At 65.4% G+C, this 19,672-nt stretch carries 20 protein-coding genes; 4 read left to right on the top strand and 16 right to left on the bottom strand.

The window, feature by feature from the left end:
* Positions 1–8: 8 nt before the first annotated feature.
* The 8 genes from ACN9MB_RS06175 to ACN9MB_RS06140 form a co-directional block, all read right to left on the bottom strand.
* On the bottom strand, positions 9–578 hold the full coding sequence (locus ACN9MB_RS06175) for a Maf family protein (RefSeq protein WP_204635186.1): 570 nt from the start codon (positions 576–578) through the stop codon (positions 9–11).
* A gap of 29 nt (positions 579–607) precedes the next feature.
* Positions 608–2,119: an acetyl-CoA hydrolase/transferase family protein gene (locus tag ACN9MB_RS06170; protein WP_426271130.1), complete on the bottom strand. Its 1,512-nt coding sequence runs from the start codon at positions 2,117–2,119 to the stop codon at positions 608–610.
* Between the two features lie 99 nt (positions 2,120–2,218).
* Entirely contained in the window at positions 2,219–2,668 is a 450-nt protein-coding gene (locus tag ACN9MB_RS06165; RefSeq protein ID WP_204635185.1) for a GNAT family N-acetyltransferase, read from the bottom strand.
* A 136-nt stretch (positions 2,669–2,804) separates the two neighbouring features.
* Positions 2,805–3,275, bottom strand: coding sequence for a 23S rRNA (pseudouridine(1915)-N(3))-methyltransferase RlmH (rlmH, locus tag ACN9MB_RS06160; protein ID WP_426271129.1), 471 nt, complete (start codon positions 3,273–3,275; stop codon positions 2,805–2,807).
* 85 nt (positions 3,276–3,360) lie between these two features.
* Positions 3,361–3,753: a ribosome silencing factor gene (gene rsfS / locus ACN9MB_RS06155; RefSeq protein WP_204635183.1), complete on the bottom strand. Its 393-nt coding sequence runs from the start codon at positions 3,751–3,753 to the stop codon at positions 3,361–3,363.
* A 274-nt stretch (positions 3,754–4,027) separates the two neighbouring features.
* Positions 4,028–4,330 carry a hypothetical protein gene (locus tag ACN9MB_RS06150; RefSeq protein ID WP_204635182.1) on the bottom strand — a complete coding sequence of 101 codons (303 nt, stop codon included), beginning with the start codon at positions 4,328–4,330 and terminating at the stop codon, positions 4,028–4,030.
* A gap of 409 nt (positions 4,331–4,739) precedes the next feature.
* Positions 4,740–5,399 (bottom strand): NrsF family protein, encoded by a 660-nt coding sequence (locus ACN9MB_RS06145; protein ID WP_204635181.1) that lies wholly within the window; start codon positions 5,397–5,399, stop codon positions 4,740–4,742.
* A gap of 5 nt (positions 5,400–5,404) precedes the next feature.
* Positions 5,405–5,929 carry a sigma-70 family RNA polymerase sigma factor gene (locus tag ACN9MB_RS06140; protein WP_239535535.1) on the bottom strand — a complete coding sequence of 175 codons (525 nt, stop codon included), beginning with the start codon at positions 5,927–5,929 and terminating at the stop codon, positions 5,405–5,407.
* A 362-nt stretch (positions 5,930–6,291) separates the two neighbouring features.
* Here ACN9MB_RS06140 and ACN9MB_RS06135 point away from each other — a divergent pair, with 362 nt between their 5' ends.
* From ACN9MB_RS06135 to msrB, 3 genes are all read left to right on the top strand, one after another.
* Complete coding sequence (locus tag ACN9MB_RS06135) at positions 6,292–6,945, top strand: hypothetical protein (protein WP_426271128.1); 654 nt, start codon at positions 6,292–6,294, stop codon at positions 6,943–6,945.
* Between the two features lie 121 nt (positions 6,946–7,066).
* Positions 7,067–8,785: a cytochrome c biogenesis protein DipZ gene (locus ACN9MB_RS06130; protein WP_426271127.1), complete on the top strand. Its 1,719-nt coding sequence runs from the start codon at positions 7,067–7,069 to the stop codon at positions 8,783–8,785.
* Between the two features lie 24 nt (positions 8,786–8,809).
* Complete coding sequence (gene msrB, locus ACN9MB_RS06125) at positions 8,810–9,427, top strand: peptide-methionine (R)-S-oxide reductase MsrB (RefSeq protein ID WP_426271126.1); 618 nt, start codon at positions 8,810–8,812, stop codon at positions 9,425–9,427.
* 193 nt (positions 9,428–9,620) lie between these two features.
* Here the strand turns inward: msrB and nadD are convergent, their stop codons facing one another.
* The 8 genes from nadD to ACN9MB_RS06085 form a co-directional block, all read right to left on the bottom strand.
* Positions 9,621–10,253, bottom strand: coding sequence for a nicotinate-nucleotide adenylyltransferase (nadD, locus tag ACN9MB_RS06120; protein ID WP_204635176.1), 633 nt, complete (start codon positions 10,251–10,253; stop codon positions 9,621–9,623).
* Entirely contained in the window at positions 10,250–11,260 is a 1,011-nt protein-coding gene (holA, locus tag ACN9MB_RS06115) for a DNA polymerase III subunit delta (protein ID WP_426271125.1), read from the bottom strand. Before holA ends, nadD begins: the two co-directional genes overlap by 4 nt.
* A gap of 14 nt (positions 11,261–11,274) precedes the next feature.
* Positions 11,275–11,835 carry an LPS assembly lipoprotein LptE gene (gene lptE, locus ACN9MB_RS06110; RefSeq protein ID WP_426271124.1) on the bottom strand — a complete coding sequence of 187 codons (561 nt, stop codon included), beginning with the start codon at positions 11,833–11,835 and terminating at the stop codon, positions 11,275–11,277.
* Between the two features lie 5 nt (positions 11,836–11,840).
* Positions 11,841–14,603 carry a leucine--tRNA ligase gene (gene leuS, locus ACN9MB_RS06105; protein ID WP_426271123.1) on the bottom strand — a complete coding sequence of 921 codons (2,763 nt, stop codon included), beginning with the start codon at positions 14,601–14,603 and terminating at the stop codon, positions 11,841–11,843.
* 224 nt (positions 14,604–14,827) lie between these two features.
* Positions 14,828–15,442 (bottom strand): PqiC family protein, encoded by a 615-nt coding sequence (locus tag ACN9MB_RS06100; RefSeq protein ID WP_426271122.1) that lies wholly within the window; start codon positions 15,440–15,442, stop codon positions 14,828–14,830.
* Positions 15,439–17,127 carry an intermembrane transport protein PqiB gene (locus tag ACN9MB_RS06095; protein WP_204635171.1) on the bottom strand — a complete coding sequence of 563 codons (1,689 nt, stop codon included), beginning with the start codon at positions 17,125–17,127 and terminating at the stop codon, positions 15,439–15,441. The genes ACN9MB_RS06100 and ACN9MB_RS06095 overlap by 4 nt, the downstream gene beginning before the upstream one ends.
* A gap of 252 nt (positions 17,128–17,379) precedes the next feature.
* Complete coding sequence (locus ACN9MB_RS06090; RefSeq protein WP_204635170.1) at positions 17,380–18,003, bottom strand: paraquat-inducible protein A; 624 nt, start codon at positions 18,001–18,003, stop codon at positions 17,380–17,382.
* Positions 18,000–18,641, bottom strand: a complete 642-nt coding sequence (locus ACN9MB_RS06085) for a paraquat-inducible protein A (RefSeq protein ID WP_204635169.1) — start codon at positions 18,639–18,641, stop codon at positions 18,000–18,002. Before ACN9MB_RS06085 ends, ACN9MB_RS06090 begins: the two co-directional genes overlap by 4 nt.
* Positions 18,642–18,771: 130 nt before the next feature.
* Here ACN9MB_RS06085 and trxA point away from each other — a divergent pair, with 130 nt between their 5' ends.
* A complete protein-coding gene (gene trxA / locus ACN9MB_RS06080; RefSeq protein ID WP_426271121.1) occupies positions 18,772–19,632 on the top strand; it encodes a thioredoxin in 861 nt (286 codons plus the stop codon).
* Positions 19,633–19,672: the final 40 nt, after the last annotated feature.

Genomic DNA, 19,672 nt, shown 5'->3' with positions numbered 1-19,672 from the left:
GGCGTCGATCAGGCGCCGATCAACCCGTGCGAACGCAGCAGGCGCGCCGTCTCGTAAATCGGCATGCCCATGACGCCGGAATGGCTGCCATCCAGATGTTCGATCAGCTTGGCGCCATGACCCTGGATGCCGTAGGCACCGGCCTTGCCGAAGGGCTCGCCGGTGGCGATGTAGGCGGTGATGGTGGCGTTGTCCAGGGTCGGCATGGTCACGCGCGACAGGCTGGTATCGGACCATTCGCCCGAACGCGTCACCAGCCACACGGTGGAAATCACCTCATGCACGCGCCCCGACAAGCGACGCAGCATCACGGCAGCGTCCTCGGCATCGTCGGGCTTGCCGAAGACTTCGTCATCGAGCACCACTTCGGTGTCGGCACCCAGCACGGCCGCGCCGTGTTCTTCCAAAACGGCCAGGCCGGCGCGGGCCTTTTCGCGCGCCACGCGGCTCACGTAGTCGCGCGGCGACTCGCCCAGCGTGCGGTGTTCGGGAACGTCGACGTCGACAATGCGGAAGGTGACGCCGATCTGCTCGAGCAACTGACGACGGCGCGGCGATTGGGAAGCGAGATAGAGCATTGAAGCAGCTCCAGTGGCGACAAGAACGCCTAAGGTCTCATATCGCCGCTGTCGAGGAAACGCTGGTGCCAGGAAAGTGCCTCCTGCAACAGATGCGGCGTGTGCTTGCCGCGGCTGTGCTGCATGGCGCGGTCGAAATAATCCTGCAACATCGGGCGGTAGCCCGGATGCGCGCAGCGTTCGATCACCACCTTGGCACGCTGCCGCGGCGACAGGCCGCGCAGATCGGCCAGCCCCTGCTCGGTGACGATCACGGAAACATCATGCTCAGTGTGGTCGACATGGCTCACCATCGGCACGATGCACGACACCGCACCGTTCTTGGCCGTGCTCGGGGTGAGGAAGCACGACAGGAAGCCGTTGCGCGCGAAATCACCCGAACCGCCGACGCCGTTGATGATGCTGGTGCCGGCCACGTGGGTGGAATTGATGTTGCCGTAGAGATCCGCCTCCACCATGCCGTTCATCGCAATGCAGCCCAGGCGTCGCACCAGTTCCGGATGATTGGAGATCTCCTGCGTGCGCAGGATGATGCGTTGGCGGAAGAAGTCGATGTTGGCGAGGAAGCGCTCGATGCCGGCAGGGCTCAGCGAGAACGACGTGGCGGATGCCACCGACAGCACCTCGTCCTGCAGCAGATCGAGCATGCCGTCCTGGATCACTTCGGTGTATGCGCTCAGTTCGCGGAAGCCGCCGTCGCGCAAACCCGCCAGCACGGCATTGGCGATATTGCCGACGCCCGATTGCAGCGGCAGCAATTGCGGCAACAGACGACCCTTGGCGATTTCGTGGCGAAAGAAATCGATCAGGTGACCGGCGATCTGGCGCGAGCAATCGTCCAGCGGCGCGAACGCGCTGTTGCGGTCGGGCGCGTTCGTCTCCACCACCGCGATGACCTTGTCGGGGTCGAGTCGAAGATATTTCTCGCCGATGCGGTCGTCCGGCTTGAGCAACGGAATCGGCCGGCGATTCGGCGGCAAGGCAGTGCCGTAGTAGATGTCGTGCATGCCGTCCAGTTCGAGCGGCTGCCAGTGGTTGACCTCGACGATCACCTTGTCCGCCAGATCGAGCCAGGTCTTGTTGTTGCCCACCGATGACGAGGCCAGCAGGCTGCCGTCGGGCATGATCGCCGCCGCCTCGATCACCGCCAGATCGACCTTGCCGAAGAAACCGAACCACGCGTACTGGGCGACATGGCTGAGATGGACGTCCAGATAATCCATCTCGCCGCGATTGATGCGCGCACGCAGTTCCGGATCGGATTGGTACGGCAGGCGCAGATCGATGCCGTCGGCACGCGCCAGCGCGCCATCGAGTTCCGGCGCCGTGGAAGCGCCCGTCAGCATGCGCACGCGAAACGGCTCGCCACGCTCGTGCGTCGCCACCATGCGCGCGGCCAGCGCCTGCGGCACGGCCTTCGGATAACCCGCGCCGGTGAAACCGCTCATGCCGATGGTCATGCCGTGATCGATCCGCTCGGCGGCGTGGGCCGCCGTGGTCACCTTGGCGGCCAGTCCTGCATGACGAATGCGCTTGTCCATGTGATATCTCCTGCACGGCAAGCATCAGATGGTAGCGCGCGGAAACCTCGAACTCCTGGCAAGCCCGACGATGGTCGATGTTTTCAGAATCGGAGCAACTCAGAACCGAATGGTGTACTCGCGAAATTCGTCATCGCGCGTCCACCCCAACGACTCGTACAAACGCTGCGCGGGCGCGTTGGTGTGCGCCGTGGCGAGGGTCATGCCCGATGCGCCCACCGCACGCGCGAAGTCCACCGCTTCGCGCATCAAGGTCGCAGCCACACCGCGTCGGCGCATGCCCGCTGCGACAAAAAGATCATTGAGCAGGTAAATGCGTGCCGTGCGCACCGAGGAAAAGATCGGATACAGCTGCACGAATCCCGCCCCCGCGCCCTCCTCATCCGTCGCCAGCAGCACCACCGAGTCGTGATGCGCAAAGCGTTCGCGCAGGAATTGCGTGGCGCGCGGGATATCCGTCGGCTGGCCATAGAACACCCGGTACGCGTCGAACAGCGGCGCGATCCGGTCGAGGTCGTGAATGGTGGCCTGGCGTACCGGGACGGACATGCGCGGATCCTCGCAATGGCGTGTTGAAGCCAGTATGCGTGGGCGTCCCAGGCGCGCCTATGACCACTTTCGAGGGAAAAAACGCTCGGGCGGCACATCGGACGACGCCCTCGCCGTTGGCGGATGAAGCCACGGCTTAAGCGCGGTGGTACGGGTGTCCCGCCAGCAAGGTGGTGGCGCGATAGAGCTGTTCGGCCAGCACCAGCCGCACCAGCATGTGCGGCAGCGTCAGCGGCCCCAGCGACCACGATTGATCGGCCCGCTGCAACACCTCAGGCGCGTGGCCGTCGGGACCGCCGATGAGAAACGCGATATCGCGTCCGGACATGCGCCATTTGGCCAGCTGCGCGGCGAGCTCTTCGCTGGACCAGGTCTTGCCGCGCCCATCGAGCGCAACCACGTGGATGTCGCGCGGCAACGCAGCCAGCATCGCAGCGCCTTCATCCTGGATCGCGCGCGCATCATCGCGCCCCTTGCCGCGAGTGCCGGGCTTGAGCTCGATCAATTCCAGCGGAAGCTCGTGCGATAGTCGCTTGCGGTATTCGGCAAAGCCTTCGGCTACCCACGCAGGCATGCGTTCACCGACGGCGATCAGGCGGGCGCGCATGAATCACGATCCAAAAATCGGGGAAACAAGGGGGAAGCCGCGCCCGTGGAACGGAGCGCGGCATTCGCCGCCAGCGCGCAGGCCATCAGCCCGCGTTGGCGACTTCGGTGTCTACTTCGCGATCACCCACGGTCCACAGCCTTTCCAGGCCATAGAACTCGCGAATGCGCGGCAGCATGACGTGAACGATCACGTCACCCAGGTCCACCAGTACCCATTCGGCTTCGCGCTCGCCTTCCACGCCGAGCGGCATCACGCCCGCCTGCTTGGCGAACTTGACGACTTCGTCGGCGATGGATTTGACGTGGCGCGCGGAGGTGCCGGAAGCGATGACCAGCAGATCGGCGATGGAGGTCTTGCCGCGGACGTCGATTTCACGAATGTCCTTGGCCTTCAATTCGTCCAGCGCGTTGATGACTTGCTGACGAACGACCGCCGTGGTGGCGGATTTGGTGCTGCGCTTGGCAGTCTGACTCAAGTGCTTTTGCCTCGATGCGGGATCGACGCGCGGGATGGCGCACCCGCAGTATACCGGACCAGTTTGAAGCCCATGTCAACCGGTCGAACCGCCTGGACCGCGGGCGCCTCCCTGGCGGGGCTGGCGACGGCCAGCGTCGCTTTTAAGAACGCCCGCTCGCCTCGCCCTGAACGGCAACAAATGCCTTCCGTGACAGCAATCGCTGCGGCCCGGTCCATGGAAAAAAAGAGGCTCTCCCCTCGCGGGAAGAGCCTCACTTCTCCGCGCGTCGGTATCAGTGACCGGCGCTGGACGACGAGGCGGGCGCGCCGCTCTTCTTGTTGTGCTGCTTCTTGTGATGCGTCTGGCTGGGATCGCTCTTCATGGCGTCGCTGCTCATCGAGTCGCTCTTCATCGAATCGCTCTTCATCGAGTCGCTGCTGGACTTCATCGCGTCCGAGCTGGACTTCATCGCATCCTGGCTCGACTGCGGCGGGGTCGACTGCGGCGCGCTGTTCTGTGCCATGACCGGCGACATGGCCAGGCCGAACACGGTGGCGGTCGCGAAGGCGAGTACGGCGTAACGGGAAACTTTCATGGGTAGGTGTCTCCAGAAGCGGTGAGGTAACCGTGCGGTGGGGCCGCACTTCCATGCAACAACCGTGATCGTCCTTGCCGAACGACGACGGCAAACCGGCGGCGAAGATAATCATTGCCGGTCCTTCCGCTGCGCAGCCTATACCCATGCATGGCCCTTGGTTGTCTCACGCAATGACGGCCATTCAGTTGCAATACGGGCTGCGCGGCAGCAATAAATTGCGATTGTTGCGGTGCATGCGATGGTGCGAGGCGGCGCGATGCATCCGCCTGCTTCTCGCTGTGGCAGTCGTCGATCGCCTGCCTGCGCGGCACCCGCCAGCGCCTTGACGCAACACACGGCTGCTGCGACGCAGCAGCCTGTTTTCAGGGGATCACGCACCTTGGAGCGGATGCCTCAAACGCTGCTTTTATTTCAATGCAGGCTGCAGCAGGCGGCCGCCCATGACGGCATTGACCAGCACCACGATGGCGACGGCCATCGCGTGGGTGAGCAGATCGGTGGCCGCTACGGCAAAGGCGTGGCAGATCTCGAGCAAGGCCGCGGAAGCCGCCGCCGACGCCAGGCCGATCATGATCGCCGCCAGCACCGGACGCAGCGGACAGGCGCGGCGCAGCAGCCAGATCAACAGCGCCGACAAGGGCACCGAGAGGCTGATGATGAAGATCAGGCAATCGCTGGCCTCGTTGAATTTGGCGATGTGGGCGGTCGGCCCCAGCCAGTCGCGCATGCAACCCAGCCCGCTGGCACCTACCCATAGCAACAGGCTGGGCAACGGCAGCCAGACCCAGCGCCAGGAACGTCCCGGCACACCCAGGGTGAAGGCTGCCCAGGCGGCACTGACCGCCGTGATCACCGCACCCACGCCGGCGATGGCGATATCGGGGGCCGCGCTCCAGCGATGCATCATCGGGCCGGCGCCGTAGTGCATCAGCAGGCCGGCCGCGATCACCGCCACTGCCAGCAGCCAGCCGAGCGTGCGCAACCACGCGGGCGGCAGTCGCCGCACCGGCGTGAGCTGTTCGCCCAGCGACTGGATCAGTGACTCGGGGAGTCGGGGTTCGGCCATGATGCTCAGGGTTCTCCGTGAAAACGCGCGCGCAGTGCCTTTAGTGCGCGATGCAGGTTGACCTTCAGCGCACCGGTCTGGCGCCCTGTTTCGGCGGATACCTCGGCCAGCGAACGCTCTTTCAGGCCGAGCTGTTCGATGGCTTCGCGCTGGCCCGGCGGCAGCGAGGCGATGGCCTCGCGCAGGCGGCCCGCCTCTTGCTCGCGCTCCGCGGCCGCCGTGGCGTCGTCCGCGTCCGCATGCGTGTCATAGGCCAGCTCGTCGTGGACCTCGCGGCTGCCGCGGCGCCCCTGGCTGCGCAGCGCGTCGATGGCGCGCCGCGATGCCAGCGCCGACAACCATGCGTCATACGAGCGCGACGGATCGTAGGTATGGCGTACCCGGTGCACGGTGAGCAGGGTTTCCTGCACCACGTCGTCCAGTTGGTCCACCACCACGCCCTGACGTCGCGCGGCAGCGCGGATCAGCGGCACGGAAGCGGCCAGCACCCGTTCATAGGCCCGACGATCGCCGCCTTGCGCCGCAGCCATCCACGCGGCGCGCTGGCGCTCCTGCGTGTCGCCGTCGGGGGCTGCAGCATCGCTCACGATGGAATCGGTCCTAGCCCAGCGGGAAAGGACGATATCTAGACCTATCGTGCGGGGTGCGGTCAAGGTGGCAGTCATATCCGGGCGTCACAGATCCTCTTGACCTATTCGACCCGAAGCCGACCCCGGTTACCTCCGGGGCGCTATCCGCCCCTTCCCCGATACGACGTAGAGGTTCCCTGAATTGCACGGTCACCAGCCTTTTCAGAGGCTTCCGATGGTGCGCGCCTGCCCGCTGCTGGCCTAATGCGCGCCGAGTCTGCACCCCACAGACCGTTCGCTTTTCAATCCCAAGGAAGACCCGCATGAAGAAGACCTTGCTGGCGATGGCGCTTGCCGCTTTCATCGCTCCTATCGCTGCCCAGGCCACCGACAGCAACGGCATCGGCTACACCTATGTGCAGCTGGATTACGTCAATGTGAGCCAGTCGGGACATGGCGCTTACGCCGATGGCGCGTCGCTGAGCGGTTCGTATCAGTTTGCCAATAATTTCCATGTATTCGGCAGCTATACCGACACCAGCCTCGACAAGGGCTACATCGACCGCCAGCTCGGCGACCACGATGGCCTTCACGTCAGCGGCAAGGACCGTCCCTGGTCGCTGGGCTTCGGTTACGCCGCCAGCATCGGCAGCCGCGCCGACTGGGTGACGCAGGTTGCCTACACGCATGATCGCTATAGCCTGCGCGGCTGCTTCGATGGCTGGGGCTGCGAGCGCTACCGCGACGCCGCCAACATCTGGTCGGTCAATACCGGCGTGATGGGCCGCGTCACCGACAACCTCACCGCCAACGCCTATATCGGCTACAGCAACGGCGATGAAGGCGTGATGGGCAACGTGTACGGCACCTTCGGCCTGGTCTACAGCTTCGACAAGACCTGGGCGCTGCACGGCGGTGTGCGCGTGAACAACGACAGCACCCAGACCTATAGCGTGGGCGTCCGCGCCAGCTTCTGATCGTCGCCTCACCGCAAGCCACGAGGCCCGGCCCTGTGCCGGGCCTTTTCCGTTGGGGCGCATGTAACCTGAGACGTAGCCGGGACGAATGATCCGGTGACACCCCACGGACCTCCGCACCATGCTCGTGTTGATCCTCGCCTATCTTGGCGGCGTACTGACCATCCTCAGCCCGTGCATCCTGCCGGTGCTGCCGTTCGTGTTCGCCAGGGCCGATCGCCCGTTTGCCCGCAACGGCCTGCCGATGCTGCTGGGCATGGCGCTCACTTTCGCGTTGGTCGCCACGCTGGCAGCGGTGGGCGGTAGCTGGGCAATTCAGGCCAACCAGTACGGGCGCGTCATCGCCATGGTGGTGTTGGCGGTGCTGGGTTTGACGCTGTTGTCGACGCGACTGGCCGAGTGGATCAGCCGCCCATTCGTGGCGCTGGGCAACACACTCTCGCAGCACTCCGACGAACACGATTCGGTCTGGTCCGCTGCCGGCCTGGGCGTGGCCACCGGCTTGCTCTGGGCGCCGTGTGCCGGCCCGATCCTTGGACTCCTGCTGACCGGCGCGGCCTTGAACGGCGCCAGCCTGCAAACCTCGTTGCTGCTGCTTACCTACGCTGCCGGTGCCGCCACGTCCTTGGCGTTGGCGCTGATCATCGGCGGCCGCGTGTTTTCGCTGATGAAGCGCTCTCTGGGCGCCGGCGAATGGGTGCGCCGCGCCTTGGGCGTGTTGGTGCTGGCCGGTGTCGCGGCGATTGCGTTGGGCCTGGATACCGGCTTGCTGACACGCGTCTCCCTGGCCAGTACCGGTGGCCTCGAGCAGAAATTGATCGACGCCGCCCGTCCCGCGCCACCGCCGGCACCCGTCGTCAAGCAAGGCGAACCGTTGCCGGTGGAGGGCGAGCTGCCTTCGCTGGAAGGCGCCACGCAATGGTTCAACAGCCCGCCGCTGTCGGTGCAATCGTTGCGCGGCAAGGTGGTGCTGGTCGATTTCTGGACGTACTCCTGCATCAACTGCATTCGTGCTTTGCCATATGTGCATGCATGGGCCGATAAGTACAAGGATCACGGCCTGGTGGTGATCGGCGTGCACGCACCCGAGTTCGCCTTCGAGAAGGATCCTCAGAACGTCGGCAAGGCGATCAAGGACCTGGGCGTCGATTACCCGGTCGCGCTCGACAACAACTATGCGATCTGGAAAGGCTTCAACAACGAGTACTGGCCGGCGCATTACTTCATCGATCCGCAGGGCCGGATCCGTCACCATCATTTCGGCGAAGGCGAGTATGCGCAGAGCGAGGACGTGATCCGCCAGTTGCTCACCGAAGCCGGCCAGAAAAACCTGCCGGGCGGCTACGTGCAGCCTGGCGCACAAGGCGCTGAGGCAGCAGGTTCGGGCGATGCCATGCGCTCGCCGGAGACGTATGTCGGTTACGCACGTGCCGAGAATTTCGCGGGCGGCCAGGTGGCGCACGACGATGCATGGAGTTACCACGCACCCGCATCCCTGATGACCAATCAGTGGGCGTTGAATGGCCGCTGGACGGTGCGCGACGAGAGCGCGCGCCTCGATGCCGCCAACGGCAGCATCGTCTACCGCTTCCGTGGACGCGACCTGCATCTGGTGCTGGGACCGTTGCATGACGACAAGCCGGTGCGCTTCCGCGTCACCATCGACGGCAAGGCGCCAGGCAACGATCACGGCATGGATACCGATGCCGACGGCAACGGCACGGTGACTTCGCAACGTCTCTATCAACTGGTTCGCCAGGCCAATGGCACCGGCGAGCGGACGTTCGAGATCACCTTCCTCGACCCCGGCGTGCAGGCGTACGCCTTCACGTTCGGCTGATTTCCCAACCTCATGGAGGTTCCCATGTCCCGCACGCAGGACATCGTGAAACTGGAGCGTCGCCGCTTTCTGCGCGCAGCGCTGACAGGAGGAGCTTTGGCTGCCATCGGAGGCTTTGCACTACCCACGCTGTTGAAGAACGGCCCGCTCAGCGGCACCGCGATGGCGGCCACGCCGCCCGCCACGGGCGGCGACGTCTTGCTGATCTGCTTCGCCGACGACGGCCGCAAGCTGGGGCAATGCCATGTGCCCAAGCTGGTGCTCAACGATGCGCAATGGCATGAGCGCCTCAGCGACGATGCGTACTATGTGATGCGCCGCGCCGGCACCGAACGCGCCTTCAGCGGTCGGCATGAAAAAACGGGTCCCGGCCTTTACCGTTGCCCGGCGTGCGATACGGCGTTGTTCGACGCGGCCACGCAGTTCGATTCGGGCACCGGCTGGCCGAGTTTCTGGCAGCCGATCGCGAAGCAGAATGTGGTCGAGATACGCGACACGACGTTTGGCTGGGAGCGCATTGCGGTGAGTTGCGCGGGATGCGACAGCCATCTGGGGCATGTGTTCGATGATGGCCCGCGGCCGACGGGACTGCGTTATTGCATGAACTCGGTGGCGTTGCGGTTTGTGCCGAGGACCTCGTAGCGGTGCACATCACTTCTCCCTCTCCCCGCCGGGGAGAGGGTCAAGTGCCCGCGGGAACGTGTGCGCCTGCCTGTGGGAGCGCACTTGTGCGCGACGCGTGCGCGTCAAGGTATCGCTCCGTTAGGTTGTCGCGCACAAGTGCGCTCCCACAACAGCCCAGCCCAATCGGGCTTTCATTGCAAAGCTGCTTTCGCTAAGCGCGATACGGCGCGAGCACCGTGGGATCGTCGAACAGCCCGCAAGGAAGCAGATAACGGGGATCGCGTCCTTCCGCCAGCAGCTCACGCACCCGAGTCGCGGAAATCTCCAGCGGCGTCACGGCCAGCTCGATCACCTTGCCTGCGGGCAATTCCCGCAGCACATCAGGATCGGTCACGCGCCGCGGGAGGATTTCCACGGCCAGTTCCACCGACCATGCCGCGTCGATGCCGGGCCGGTTGAGTACGCCGATATGGGCATGCTCGAACAGTTCGCGCCAGCTGTGCCAGCTGGGCAGGTTGGCGAATGCGTCGGCGCCCAGCAGCAATACCAGCGGGCGATCGCCCTGTTCTTCGCGCAACTCGCGCAACGTGTGGATGGTGTAGGACGGACCTTCGCGGCGCAGTTCGCGCGTGTCGAGGGTGAGCCGGTCCTGGCCTTGCAGCGCCGCCTTCAACATGGCCACACGCTGCGCGGGCGATGCCGTCGGAGCGTGGCGATGCGGCGGCACGTGGGTCGGCATCAGGCGCACTTCGGCATCCAGCAGCTCGGATGCTTCCCACGCCACGCTGAGGTGGCCCAGATGCACGGGATCGAAGGTGCCGCCGAACAGGGCCAGCGGCTTCATGCGAGCGCGCCGGCAGCCCGCGGTTCGGCGATGGCGGCGATCAGGCGTTCGGCTTCCAGCCAGGCATCGCCTTGCTCACGCCCCTTCGCCATGCGATCGATGCGCGCGGCGCGTGCCAGGCATTGCAGCCAGTGTTCGCGCGGCGCACGCCGCAGTGCCTTGCGGAACAGTTGTTCGCGCGCCGGCCACAGGCGTTCGCTGCGTGCCTGCGCGGCGAAGTCGTGGGCATTGGCGAGTCGCAGCGCGAGTTGCAGCTGATTGACCAGCCAGCCCATCAGGCCGATCAGTTCCTCGCCCTCGGCATGCAGGCCCGCCAGGATACGCAGCGCGCGGCCGCCTTCGCCGGCAAAGGCGGCGTCGGTGAGTTTGAAGGCGTCGTAGCGGGCGCTGTCGGCGACGAGGTTTTCCATCTCCTGCGCGTCGATCTTGCCCTGGCCATGCAGCACCACCAGCTTGTCGATTTCCTGCGCGGCGGCGAGCAGATTGCCCTCGACGCGCTCGGCCAGCAGGGCCGCGGCATCCGGCGTGGCGGACAACCCGCGCGAGGACAGGCGTGCACCAATCCACGACGCCCATTCGTTCGGGCGCGGCGCATTGAACACCACCAGCGCACCGGCCGTATCGAGGTTCCGGGTCCAGGCACCCTCGTGCTTGTTGCTCCAGTCCATGGCCGTGATCAGCAGGGTCACGTCGGGCGGCGGATTGGCGCAGAACTCGTTGATCGCCTTAGCGCCCTCGGTGCCGGGACGGCCGGTGGGAAGACGCAGGTCGAGCAGGCGGCGCGTGGCGAACAGCGACATGCCTGCGGCCGCTCGCGCCAGATCATCCCAGTCGAAATGATTGCCGACATCGAGCACTTCGCGCTCGGCATAGCCGAGCTTGCGCGCCTGCGCACGCAACGCGTCGGCCGCTTCCAGCACCAGCAGTTCTTCGCCCGCCAGCAGATACACCGGCCGCAGTTGCTCGGCGGCCAGCGATTTCTGCCATTGCATGGCGTTGAGCGGCATGACGGTTCGGCGTCTTAGTGGGTGCTGCTGGCCGAAGCCGGCTGCGCTTCCTGCGCAGCCGCCGCGGCGGCCGTCTGGCCCGGATGCCGGCCGGCGGCCTGCAGTCGGAACAGGATGGCCTGCACCATGTCGTCGTTGAGGCTGCCCTGGATCGCATCGACCTGGGCCTGGGTACCAACGGTATTGGTGGCGTCGTAACTGAATTCGCGCTGCAGATCGACGCGCTGATGCGGCACCAGCGGTTGGCCGACGCCGTCCTTCACATCGAACTCGACGTGGTAGCGAACGGTGTACTCGGTGACGCGCGCCTGGCCGCTTACCGTCAGCGTATCGGTGCTGAACTGGGCCAGCGGCGCACTGAGTTCCGCGATACCCGTGCCGGCATGTTCTTCCACCGTCACGCCGGAGCTCGACAGCGCACGGGCCAGGCCTCGCTGCAGGTTGGGGTTGCCGGCCGTCACATGCACACGCTGCATGGCAGGCGGCAAGGCGACGCTCTGGCGCAGATGGAATCCGCACGCTGCCAACACGGAGACGGACATCAACAGCAGCGAAGCTTTGAACACACGGCTCATGGATTTCATCCTGCGACGATGTTGACGATCTTGCCGGGCACCACGATCACCTTGCGCACGGCCTGCCCTTCCAGGAAGGCGGCCACTTGCGGATGCGCGCGGGCCAGCGCCTCGGATTCTTCTTTCGATGCATTGGCGGCCACCTCGATGGTACCGCGCAACTTGCCGTTGACCTGAACCGCGAGCGTGAGCGAGTCGCGCACCAGCGCGGCGCTGTCCACCTGCGGCCAGGGCTGATCTTCCAGCACCGACTGCGCATGGCCAAGCACCTGCCACAGCGCATGGCTCACGTGCGGCACCACCGGATTGAGCAGCAGGACCATCGCCTCCAGCGCCTCGTGGCGCACGGCACGGCCCTGATCGGTCTGGTCGTTGAACTTGTTCAGCGCGTTGAGCAGTTCCATCAGCGCGGCAATCGCCGTGTTGAAGGAATGGCGGCGGCCGAAATCGTCGCTCACCTTCTGGATGGTTTCGTGCACCTGGCGGCGCAGCGTCTTCTGGCCGGCGTCCAGCGCCGACGGATCGACCACCGGATGATCCGGGTTCGCCGCATGCGTGGTCACGTCGCGCCAGAAGCGGCGCAGGAAGCGCGCCATGCCTTCCACGCCGGCCTCGTTCCATTCCAGCGACTGCTCCGGCGGCGCGGCGAACATGGAGAACAGGCGCACCGTATCGGCGCCGTACTTTTCCACCATGGACTGCGGGTCGACACCATTGTTCTTGGACTTGGACATCTTCTCGGTGCCGCCGATCTTCACCGGCTCACCGTCCTTCTTCGAACGCGCACCGATCATGCGCGCCTTGTCGTCGCGCTCGATCTCGACGTCGGCCGGGTTGATCCAGTCCTTCGAACCGTCGGCGTTGTCGCGATAGAACGTTTCGGCGATCACCATGCCCTGGCACAGCAGGTTGGTGGCGGGCTCGTCCGAATGCACCAGGCCCGCGTCGCGCATCAGCTTGTGATAGAAGCGGAAGTACAGCAGATGCAGGATGGCGTGCTCGATGCCGCCGATGTACTGGTCCACCGGCAGCCAGTAGTTGGCGCGCGCGTCGACCTGGTCGCTTGCGCCCGGACTGGTGTAGCGCGCGTAGTACCAGCTCGACTCCATGAAGGTGTCGAAGGTGTCGGTTTCGCGCTCGGCCGGACCGCCGCACTGCGGGCAGGTGGTCTTGCGCCACTCGGGGTCGGCCTTGATCGGCGACTGCACGCCGGAGAACGCGACGTCTTCCGGCAGCACCACCGGCAACTGGTCTTCCGGCACCGGCACGGCGTCGCAGTTGGCGCAGTAGATCACCGGGATCGGGCAACCCCAATAACGCTGGCGGCTCACGCCCCAGTCGCGCAGGCGCCAGTTCACCCGGCGCACGCCCTTGTCCTCGCGCTCGAAGCGCGCGGCCATGGCCTCGAACGCCTGGCCGTAATCCATGCCGTCGAACTCGCCGGAATTGACCAGGTAGCCGCGTTCGGTAAAGGCGCTGTCTTGCTGGATGCTCTGCTCGAACGCTTCGATCAGCTGCACGGCCGCCGACGTTTCGTACGCATCGATGTTGCCGCCACCGCCCAGCGCCGCGCGCATCGGATCGGCGCCGACGCCCTTGCCGAGGTCGTGCTTGATTTCCGCCACGGCGTCGAGCACGGCGCGGTCGACCACCACCATCTTGATCGGCAGGCTGTATTTCTTGGCGAATTCCCAGTCGCGCTGGTCGTGGCCCGGCACGGCCATCACGGCGCCGGTGCCGTAGCCCATCAACACGAAGTTCGCCACGAACACCGGGATCTTCTCGCCGGTGAGCGGATGGACGGCTTCGATGCCGGTATCCATGCCGCGCTTTTCCTGCGTCTCCAGCTCCGCTTCGGAGACGCCGCCGTGCTTGAGTTCGTCAAGGAACGCGGCGAGCTTGGGATTGTTCTGTGCGGCCTTGAGCGCCAGCGGATGTTCGCCCGCGATGGAAACGAAGGTGACGCCCATCAGCGTGTCGGGACGCGTGGTGAAGACGGTGAGCGGTTCGCTCTCGCCATCCACCTCGAAATGGATCTCCAGGCCTTCGGAACGGCCGATCCAGTTGCGCTGCATGGTCTTGACCGCATCGGGCCAGCCCGGCAGCGTGTCCAGCCCGTCGAGCAGTTCCTGCGCGTAGTCGGTGATCTTCAGGAACCACTGCGGGATCTCGCGCTTTTCGACCAGCGCGCCGGAGCGCCAGCCGCGGCCGTCGATCACCTGCTCGTTGGCCAGCACGGTCTGGTCCACCGGGTCCCAGTTCACCACCGCGTTCTTGCGGTAGGCCATGCCCTTCTTCATCAACCGCGTGAACATCAACTGTTCCCAGCGGTAATAGTCGGGACGGCAGGTGGCGAATTCGCGGGACCAGTCATAGGCGAAGCCCATGCGCTGCATCTGCACGCGCATCTGCTCGATGTTCTGGTAGGTCCACTTGGCCGGCGCGGTCTTGTTCTTGATCGCGGCGTTCTCGGCCGGCAGGCCGAACGCATCCCAGGCCATCGGCTGCAGCACGTTCTTGCCCTGCATGCGCTGGTAGCGGCTGATCACGTCGCCGATGGTGTAGTTGCGCACATGGCCCATGTGCAGCGCGCCGGAAGGATACGGAAGCATGGAAAGGCAGTAGAACTTCGGCCGCGAGGTGTCTTCCTTCACCTCGTAGGCGCGCTGCTCGCGCCAATAGGTCTGAGCGGCGATTTCCAGCGCCTGCGGCTGGTAGCCCTGCTCGTTTGCCTGGTCCTGCGACCCTTGATCCTGAATGTCCTGCATGTGTCCGGCGCCGTGAGTTTTGCGGGCTGCCACCGGCCTTTCCGATGGTCAGCTGGGAACTGGGCAGACTAGCAGAACTGGGGTCGGGGCTGCGCCAAACAGTGGCAAAACGGCGTCAAGGCTACGATTTTTCTGTGGGAGCCGCGCTTGCGCGCGACAAGCCGATGAAACGGCGGCATGCAGGTCGCCGTCGCGCACAAGTGCGCTCCCACATGGGCCTGAGGTCAACCCGCCGGACAGCTCACGCCCTGCCCGGCCGCCACTGCACCGGCCACCGCACCGATCTGCCCCGCCAGGCGATCGATCGCTTGCTGGTGGCCCTGCACCAGGGCGTCGTAGCCCTGGCCCACTGCCTGGCTGATGCGGCTGGTGCAGGCCACGCCGTCGCCGCCCTTCAGCGGACGCACGCTCCAGGCCGCGTCGATGTAGGCATAGCTGCCCGGTACGGAATCGAAGCGGCGAACGTCCAGCTTGATCCGCACGGTCGCCTTGCCCTGGCTGGGCAGGCCGGTCACATCCTGGGCGCGGAAATCGCGCGAGAGGTCGGCGCTAAGCGCACCGCGCACCTCGTCGCCGAGCGGTGCGATCCAGCGCTGGCCCTGCAGCACGGCCACACCCTGGCCGCCCTCGCGCACCACCATCTGCGGCTGGTCGACCTGCGCCGGCACCGTCACCGGCAGCAACTCGAACAGGAACGACTGTGCCGTAGGCGCCACCGTGGCGTCGCCACCCGCGGGCGGCACCAAGGTGTAGTAACGCAGCGGCGGCGCCGAACCGCACGCACCCAGGACCAGTGCCAGCGTGGCGACGGCCAGGTTCAACGTTCCCCAGCGCTTCATGGCTTGCTCCCTTGTGACGGTTCGCCCGGCGGCGGTGCGGGCGGCGGTGTCGGTGCCAGTTTGTCGTCGGCACGACGGCCGCGCAGCAGCGCATCCGGATGCGCGCCCAGATAGTCGGTCATGACGCGCAGCGAACGCGCCGCGCGCTGCAATTCCTGCAAGGTGCCGCCCAGGTTCTGCTGCAGCTGCGAATCGGGCGAGAACATGTTGTCCGCGTTGCCCAGCGTCTTCTGCGCGCCCTTGAGGGTGTTGCTGACTTCCGGCAACACGCCGCTGTTGACCTGCTTGAGCGTGCGGTTGAGTTCGGCCAGCGACTGGTCGAGGTTGTTGCCGATGCTGTCGAACGGAATCTTCTGGATCTTGTTGACGATGTCGGAGATCTGCTGCTGGATCTTGTCGAAGTCGCCCGGTGCCGTGGGTATTTCCAGCGGCTTGGCGCGCCCGTCGAAGGTCACCGCGGTTGCCTTGGGCAGGAAGTCCATGGCGATGTACAGCTGGCCGGTCAGCAGGTTGCCGGTGCGGGCCTGCGCGCGCAGGCCGCGGGCGACCAGCCGGCCCATCATCATCGACATCTGCTCGTCGTCGCCCTGCGACTTGGCGATCTCCACCAGCTTGTTGTACGCCTTGCCCAGGCGCGCCGGATACACCACCGCGCCCACGATGGTCGGGAAACTCTGCGTCTTCTCGTCGTAATCGAGGTTGATGGAGACCACGCGGCCAAACGGCACGCCGAGGAATTCCACCGGCGCGTTCACCGCCAGGCCGCGCAGCGACTGGTCGAAGCGCATGCGGATATAGCGCGGCTCGCCATCGGGCGGCGCCATCGCCGTGGCCTGGTCATTGAACAGGGTGAAGGCATCATTTTCCTGCGCATGCGTGGCGTCGTGCGGTCCCGGCGGATCCTGGAAGGCGACGCCGCCCGCCAGCACGGTGGCGAGCGACTGCGTATTGACCTTCAGGCCGTCGGCACCCAGCGACACATCGATGCCGCTGGCGTTCCAGAAGCGCGAGGAGGTGGTGACGAACTGATCGTTGGGCGCGTCGACGAAGATCTGCAGCGTCACGCCCTTGCCGTCCTTGTTGAGGTGGTACGACGACACGCGTCCCACCTGGATGCGGCGGTAGTAAACGGGCGAGCCGATATCCAGCGAGCCGAGGTCGTCGGAGTGCAGGTCGAAGGTCTTGCCCGGCGCGCCATGCGTGACCGTCGGTGGCGACTCCAGGCCGACGAAGTCGTCCTTGGGCTCCTGCGACTGGCCCGCGTCGGCGCCGATGAACGCACCGGAGAGCAGCGTATCGATACCGGACACGCCGCCCAGGCCGATGCGCGGACGCACCACCCAGAAGCGCGAATCGGCCGTGGCAAAACCCTTGGCGCTCTTCTCCAGGCCGACCTTGGCCACCACGTGGGTGCGGTCTTCGCTGAGGCGCACCGCGGTCACCTTGCCGATGATCACGCTCTTGTACTTCACCGGCGTCTTGCCCGGATCGAGGCCTTCGGCGGTCTGGAAGCTGATGTTGATGCTGGGGCCCGCTTCGTACCACGCGTGGATCACCAGCGAGAGGCCGACCAGCGCGGCGATCACCGGCACCAGCCAGACCAGCGAGGCGTTCACCCGCGGCTTGCTGACCACGGGTTCGGGCAGGTCCTCGTTCAACGGCTTGATGTCAGAGTCTGTATTCATATGCCAAGTGCCTCGCGCCGGAAGCTGTTTGCACGCAGGGCAAGAAAGAACGAGGGAGTGTATGTCGATACACGACCGGGTGATGACGCGGCCCTGTGGGCAAACAGACCCGGCCCGAAGGGTTGCGCTTGAGCGGTCGCCTGGCGGTGGCGCGCGGCTTGACCTGCCAGCCAGGCAGGCGCTGCGCCACGCGCCACCACCAGGCGACCGCTTAAGCGCAACGCGAAGTACTTGGCATATGAATACAGACTCTTAGTCATCGGAATCCCTGCCATCCCAGATCAATCGTGGATCGAACGTCATCGAGGCGATCATGGTAATCACCACGGTGAGCCCGAAGAACACCACACCAGGCAGGGGTTCCACCTGGCTGAAGAAGCCAAACTGCACCAGCGCGGTCAACAGCGCCACCACGAACACGTCCAGCATCGACCAGTAACCGATGAACTCCACCAGCCGGTACAACTTGCCCCGCTGGCGCTGCGCCCATTGGCTGCCGCGTTGCGAGCTGATCAGCAACAGGCCCAGTGCGAAGAATTTCAACACCGGCACCACGATGCTGGCCGTGAAGACGATAACGGCAAGATCGGGCGAACCCTTGACCCACAGCTCGATGATGCCGCTGAGGATGGTGTTGTCGTCCACGTCGCCCAGGCTCACCGTGCGCATGATGGGCAGGATGTTGGCGGGCAAGTAGAACATGAATGCGGCGATCAGCAAGGCCCAGGTGCGGGTATAGCTGCCCGACTTGCGCTTGTGCAGCGGCGAACCGCAACGCGGGCAGGCCGCATCCGGCGCCTTCACGTCGCGGCATACCATGCGGCAGACGTGACAACCGATCAGGCCCAGATCGCTGGCGCGAGGCAGTTCGCTCATGCCGGCGTTTCCTCGGTGAGATCCCAGAAGCGGCGCACGTCGATGCTGGAGAACGCCGTGATGATCAGCATCAGCACGCCGTAGGCGAAGATGCCCGGATTGGCCTGCACCTCGAAATACATGTGCGCCTTGACGATGGCCACCAGCGCGCCGAGCACGAACACCTCGCTCATCGTCCAGGGCCCCACCCGATAAAGCGTGACCATGATCCAGCGGAATCCCGGCGCACGGCGGCGCTGGCGCGCGTACGCCAATATCCAGAACAGGAAACCCATCTTCACGATAGGCAGGAAGAACAAGGTGAGCGCGGCAATCACGGCCACCACCTGGGCATGCTCGCGCCACATGATCATGATGCAGCCCCACAGCGTGGCGCTGATTTGATGGCCGTTGAGGCCCAGCGTCACGATCGGCCAGATGTTGGCCTGCACGAAGGCGATCATCGCGGTGATGACCAGGACGAACATGCCGCGCACGCCGATGCTGTGGTGCCGGGCGAGCAAGGCGTCGCAGCGGACGCAGCGTGCCACTTCGCCACGCGCCAGCTTGCGGCGACGGTAGACCGTGTCGCAATGCTCGCAAATCCACAGCGTGGGGGGAGCGAGCGCCGGTTTGAGGCCTTGCGATGGCATGGTCATGGGGGGATTTTCGCAAATATCCGTGTCGATAGGCGCAGGGAGCCGAACCCGGCGTTCACGCTGGGCCCGGCCACCTTGATATGCTGGCTGACGCCCTGATGTGAAGGGCATTCGTCTACGGGAGTTCCCAGTGAGTGCTACGACCGCCGATACGCACGTGTTCGACGTGCGCGAGGACAACTTCGAAGCCGAGGTACTGCAAGCCTCGCTGACCACGCCCATTCTGGTCGATTTCTGGGCGACCTGGTGCGAACCCTGCAAGACGCTGGGCCCGATGCTGGAGAAACTGGCCGGTGAGTTCAATGGCGCGTTCCGGCTGGCCAAGGTCGACGTGGACAAGTCGCAACAGCTCGCCGCCATGTTCGGCATCCGCAGCATTCCCACCGTGATGCTGGTGAAGGACGGCCAGATCGTCGATGGCTTCCAGGGCGCCCTGCCCCTGGGCCAGTTGCGCGAGTTCCTGCAACGCCATGTGCAGCCGCTCGATGGCGCCGCGGACGAGGTGGAAGCCGCGCCGGAGTCGCCGGAGGAAGCGATCAACCGCATCCAGCAAGCCATTGCGGCCGAGCCCGAGCGCGCGGAACTGAAACTCGACCTCGCCCTGGCCCTGATGCGCGCGGGCAATGCGGACGCCGCCGAGGCCGAACTGAGTTCGCTGCCCGCCAACCTCGCCACCGATGCGCGTGCCGTACGCCTGCGCAGCCAGTTGGACCTGGCCCGCGCGCTGAAGGGCGCGCCGTCGCTGCAGGAGTTGCAGCAGCGTGTGCAGGCCGATACCGGCGATTGGGCGGCACGCGATCTGCTCGGCGTGCGCCTGTTGCTGGAGGGCGATGCTTCGGCCGGCCTGGATCAATTCCTGGCCATCCTGGAAAAGGCCCGCGACTGGAACGAGGGCGGGGCGAAAAAGCGCCTGCTGGCCGCCTTCACCACGCTCGACGATGCGGAGCTGGTCGGACGTTATCGCCGTCGGATGGCGTCGTTGTTGTTCTGAGAACTTCGAGGCGGCGGGCCTGCCCGCCGCCTCGAACGAC

This window comes from Dyella kyungheensis (assembly GCF_049913195.1).
Classification (GTDB): domain Bacteria; phylum Pseudomonadota; class Gammaproteobacteria; order Xanthomonadales; family Rhodanobacteraceae; genus Dyella; species Dyella kyungheensis.
This window is presented reverse-complemented; position numbering and strand designations above follow the sequence as displayed.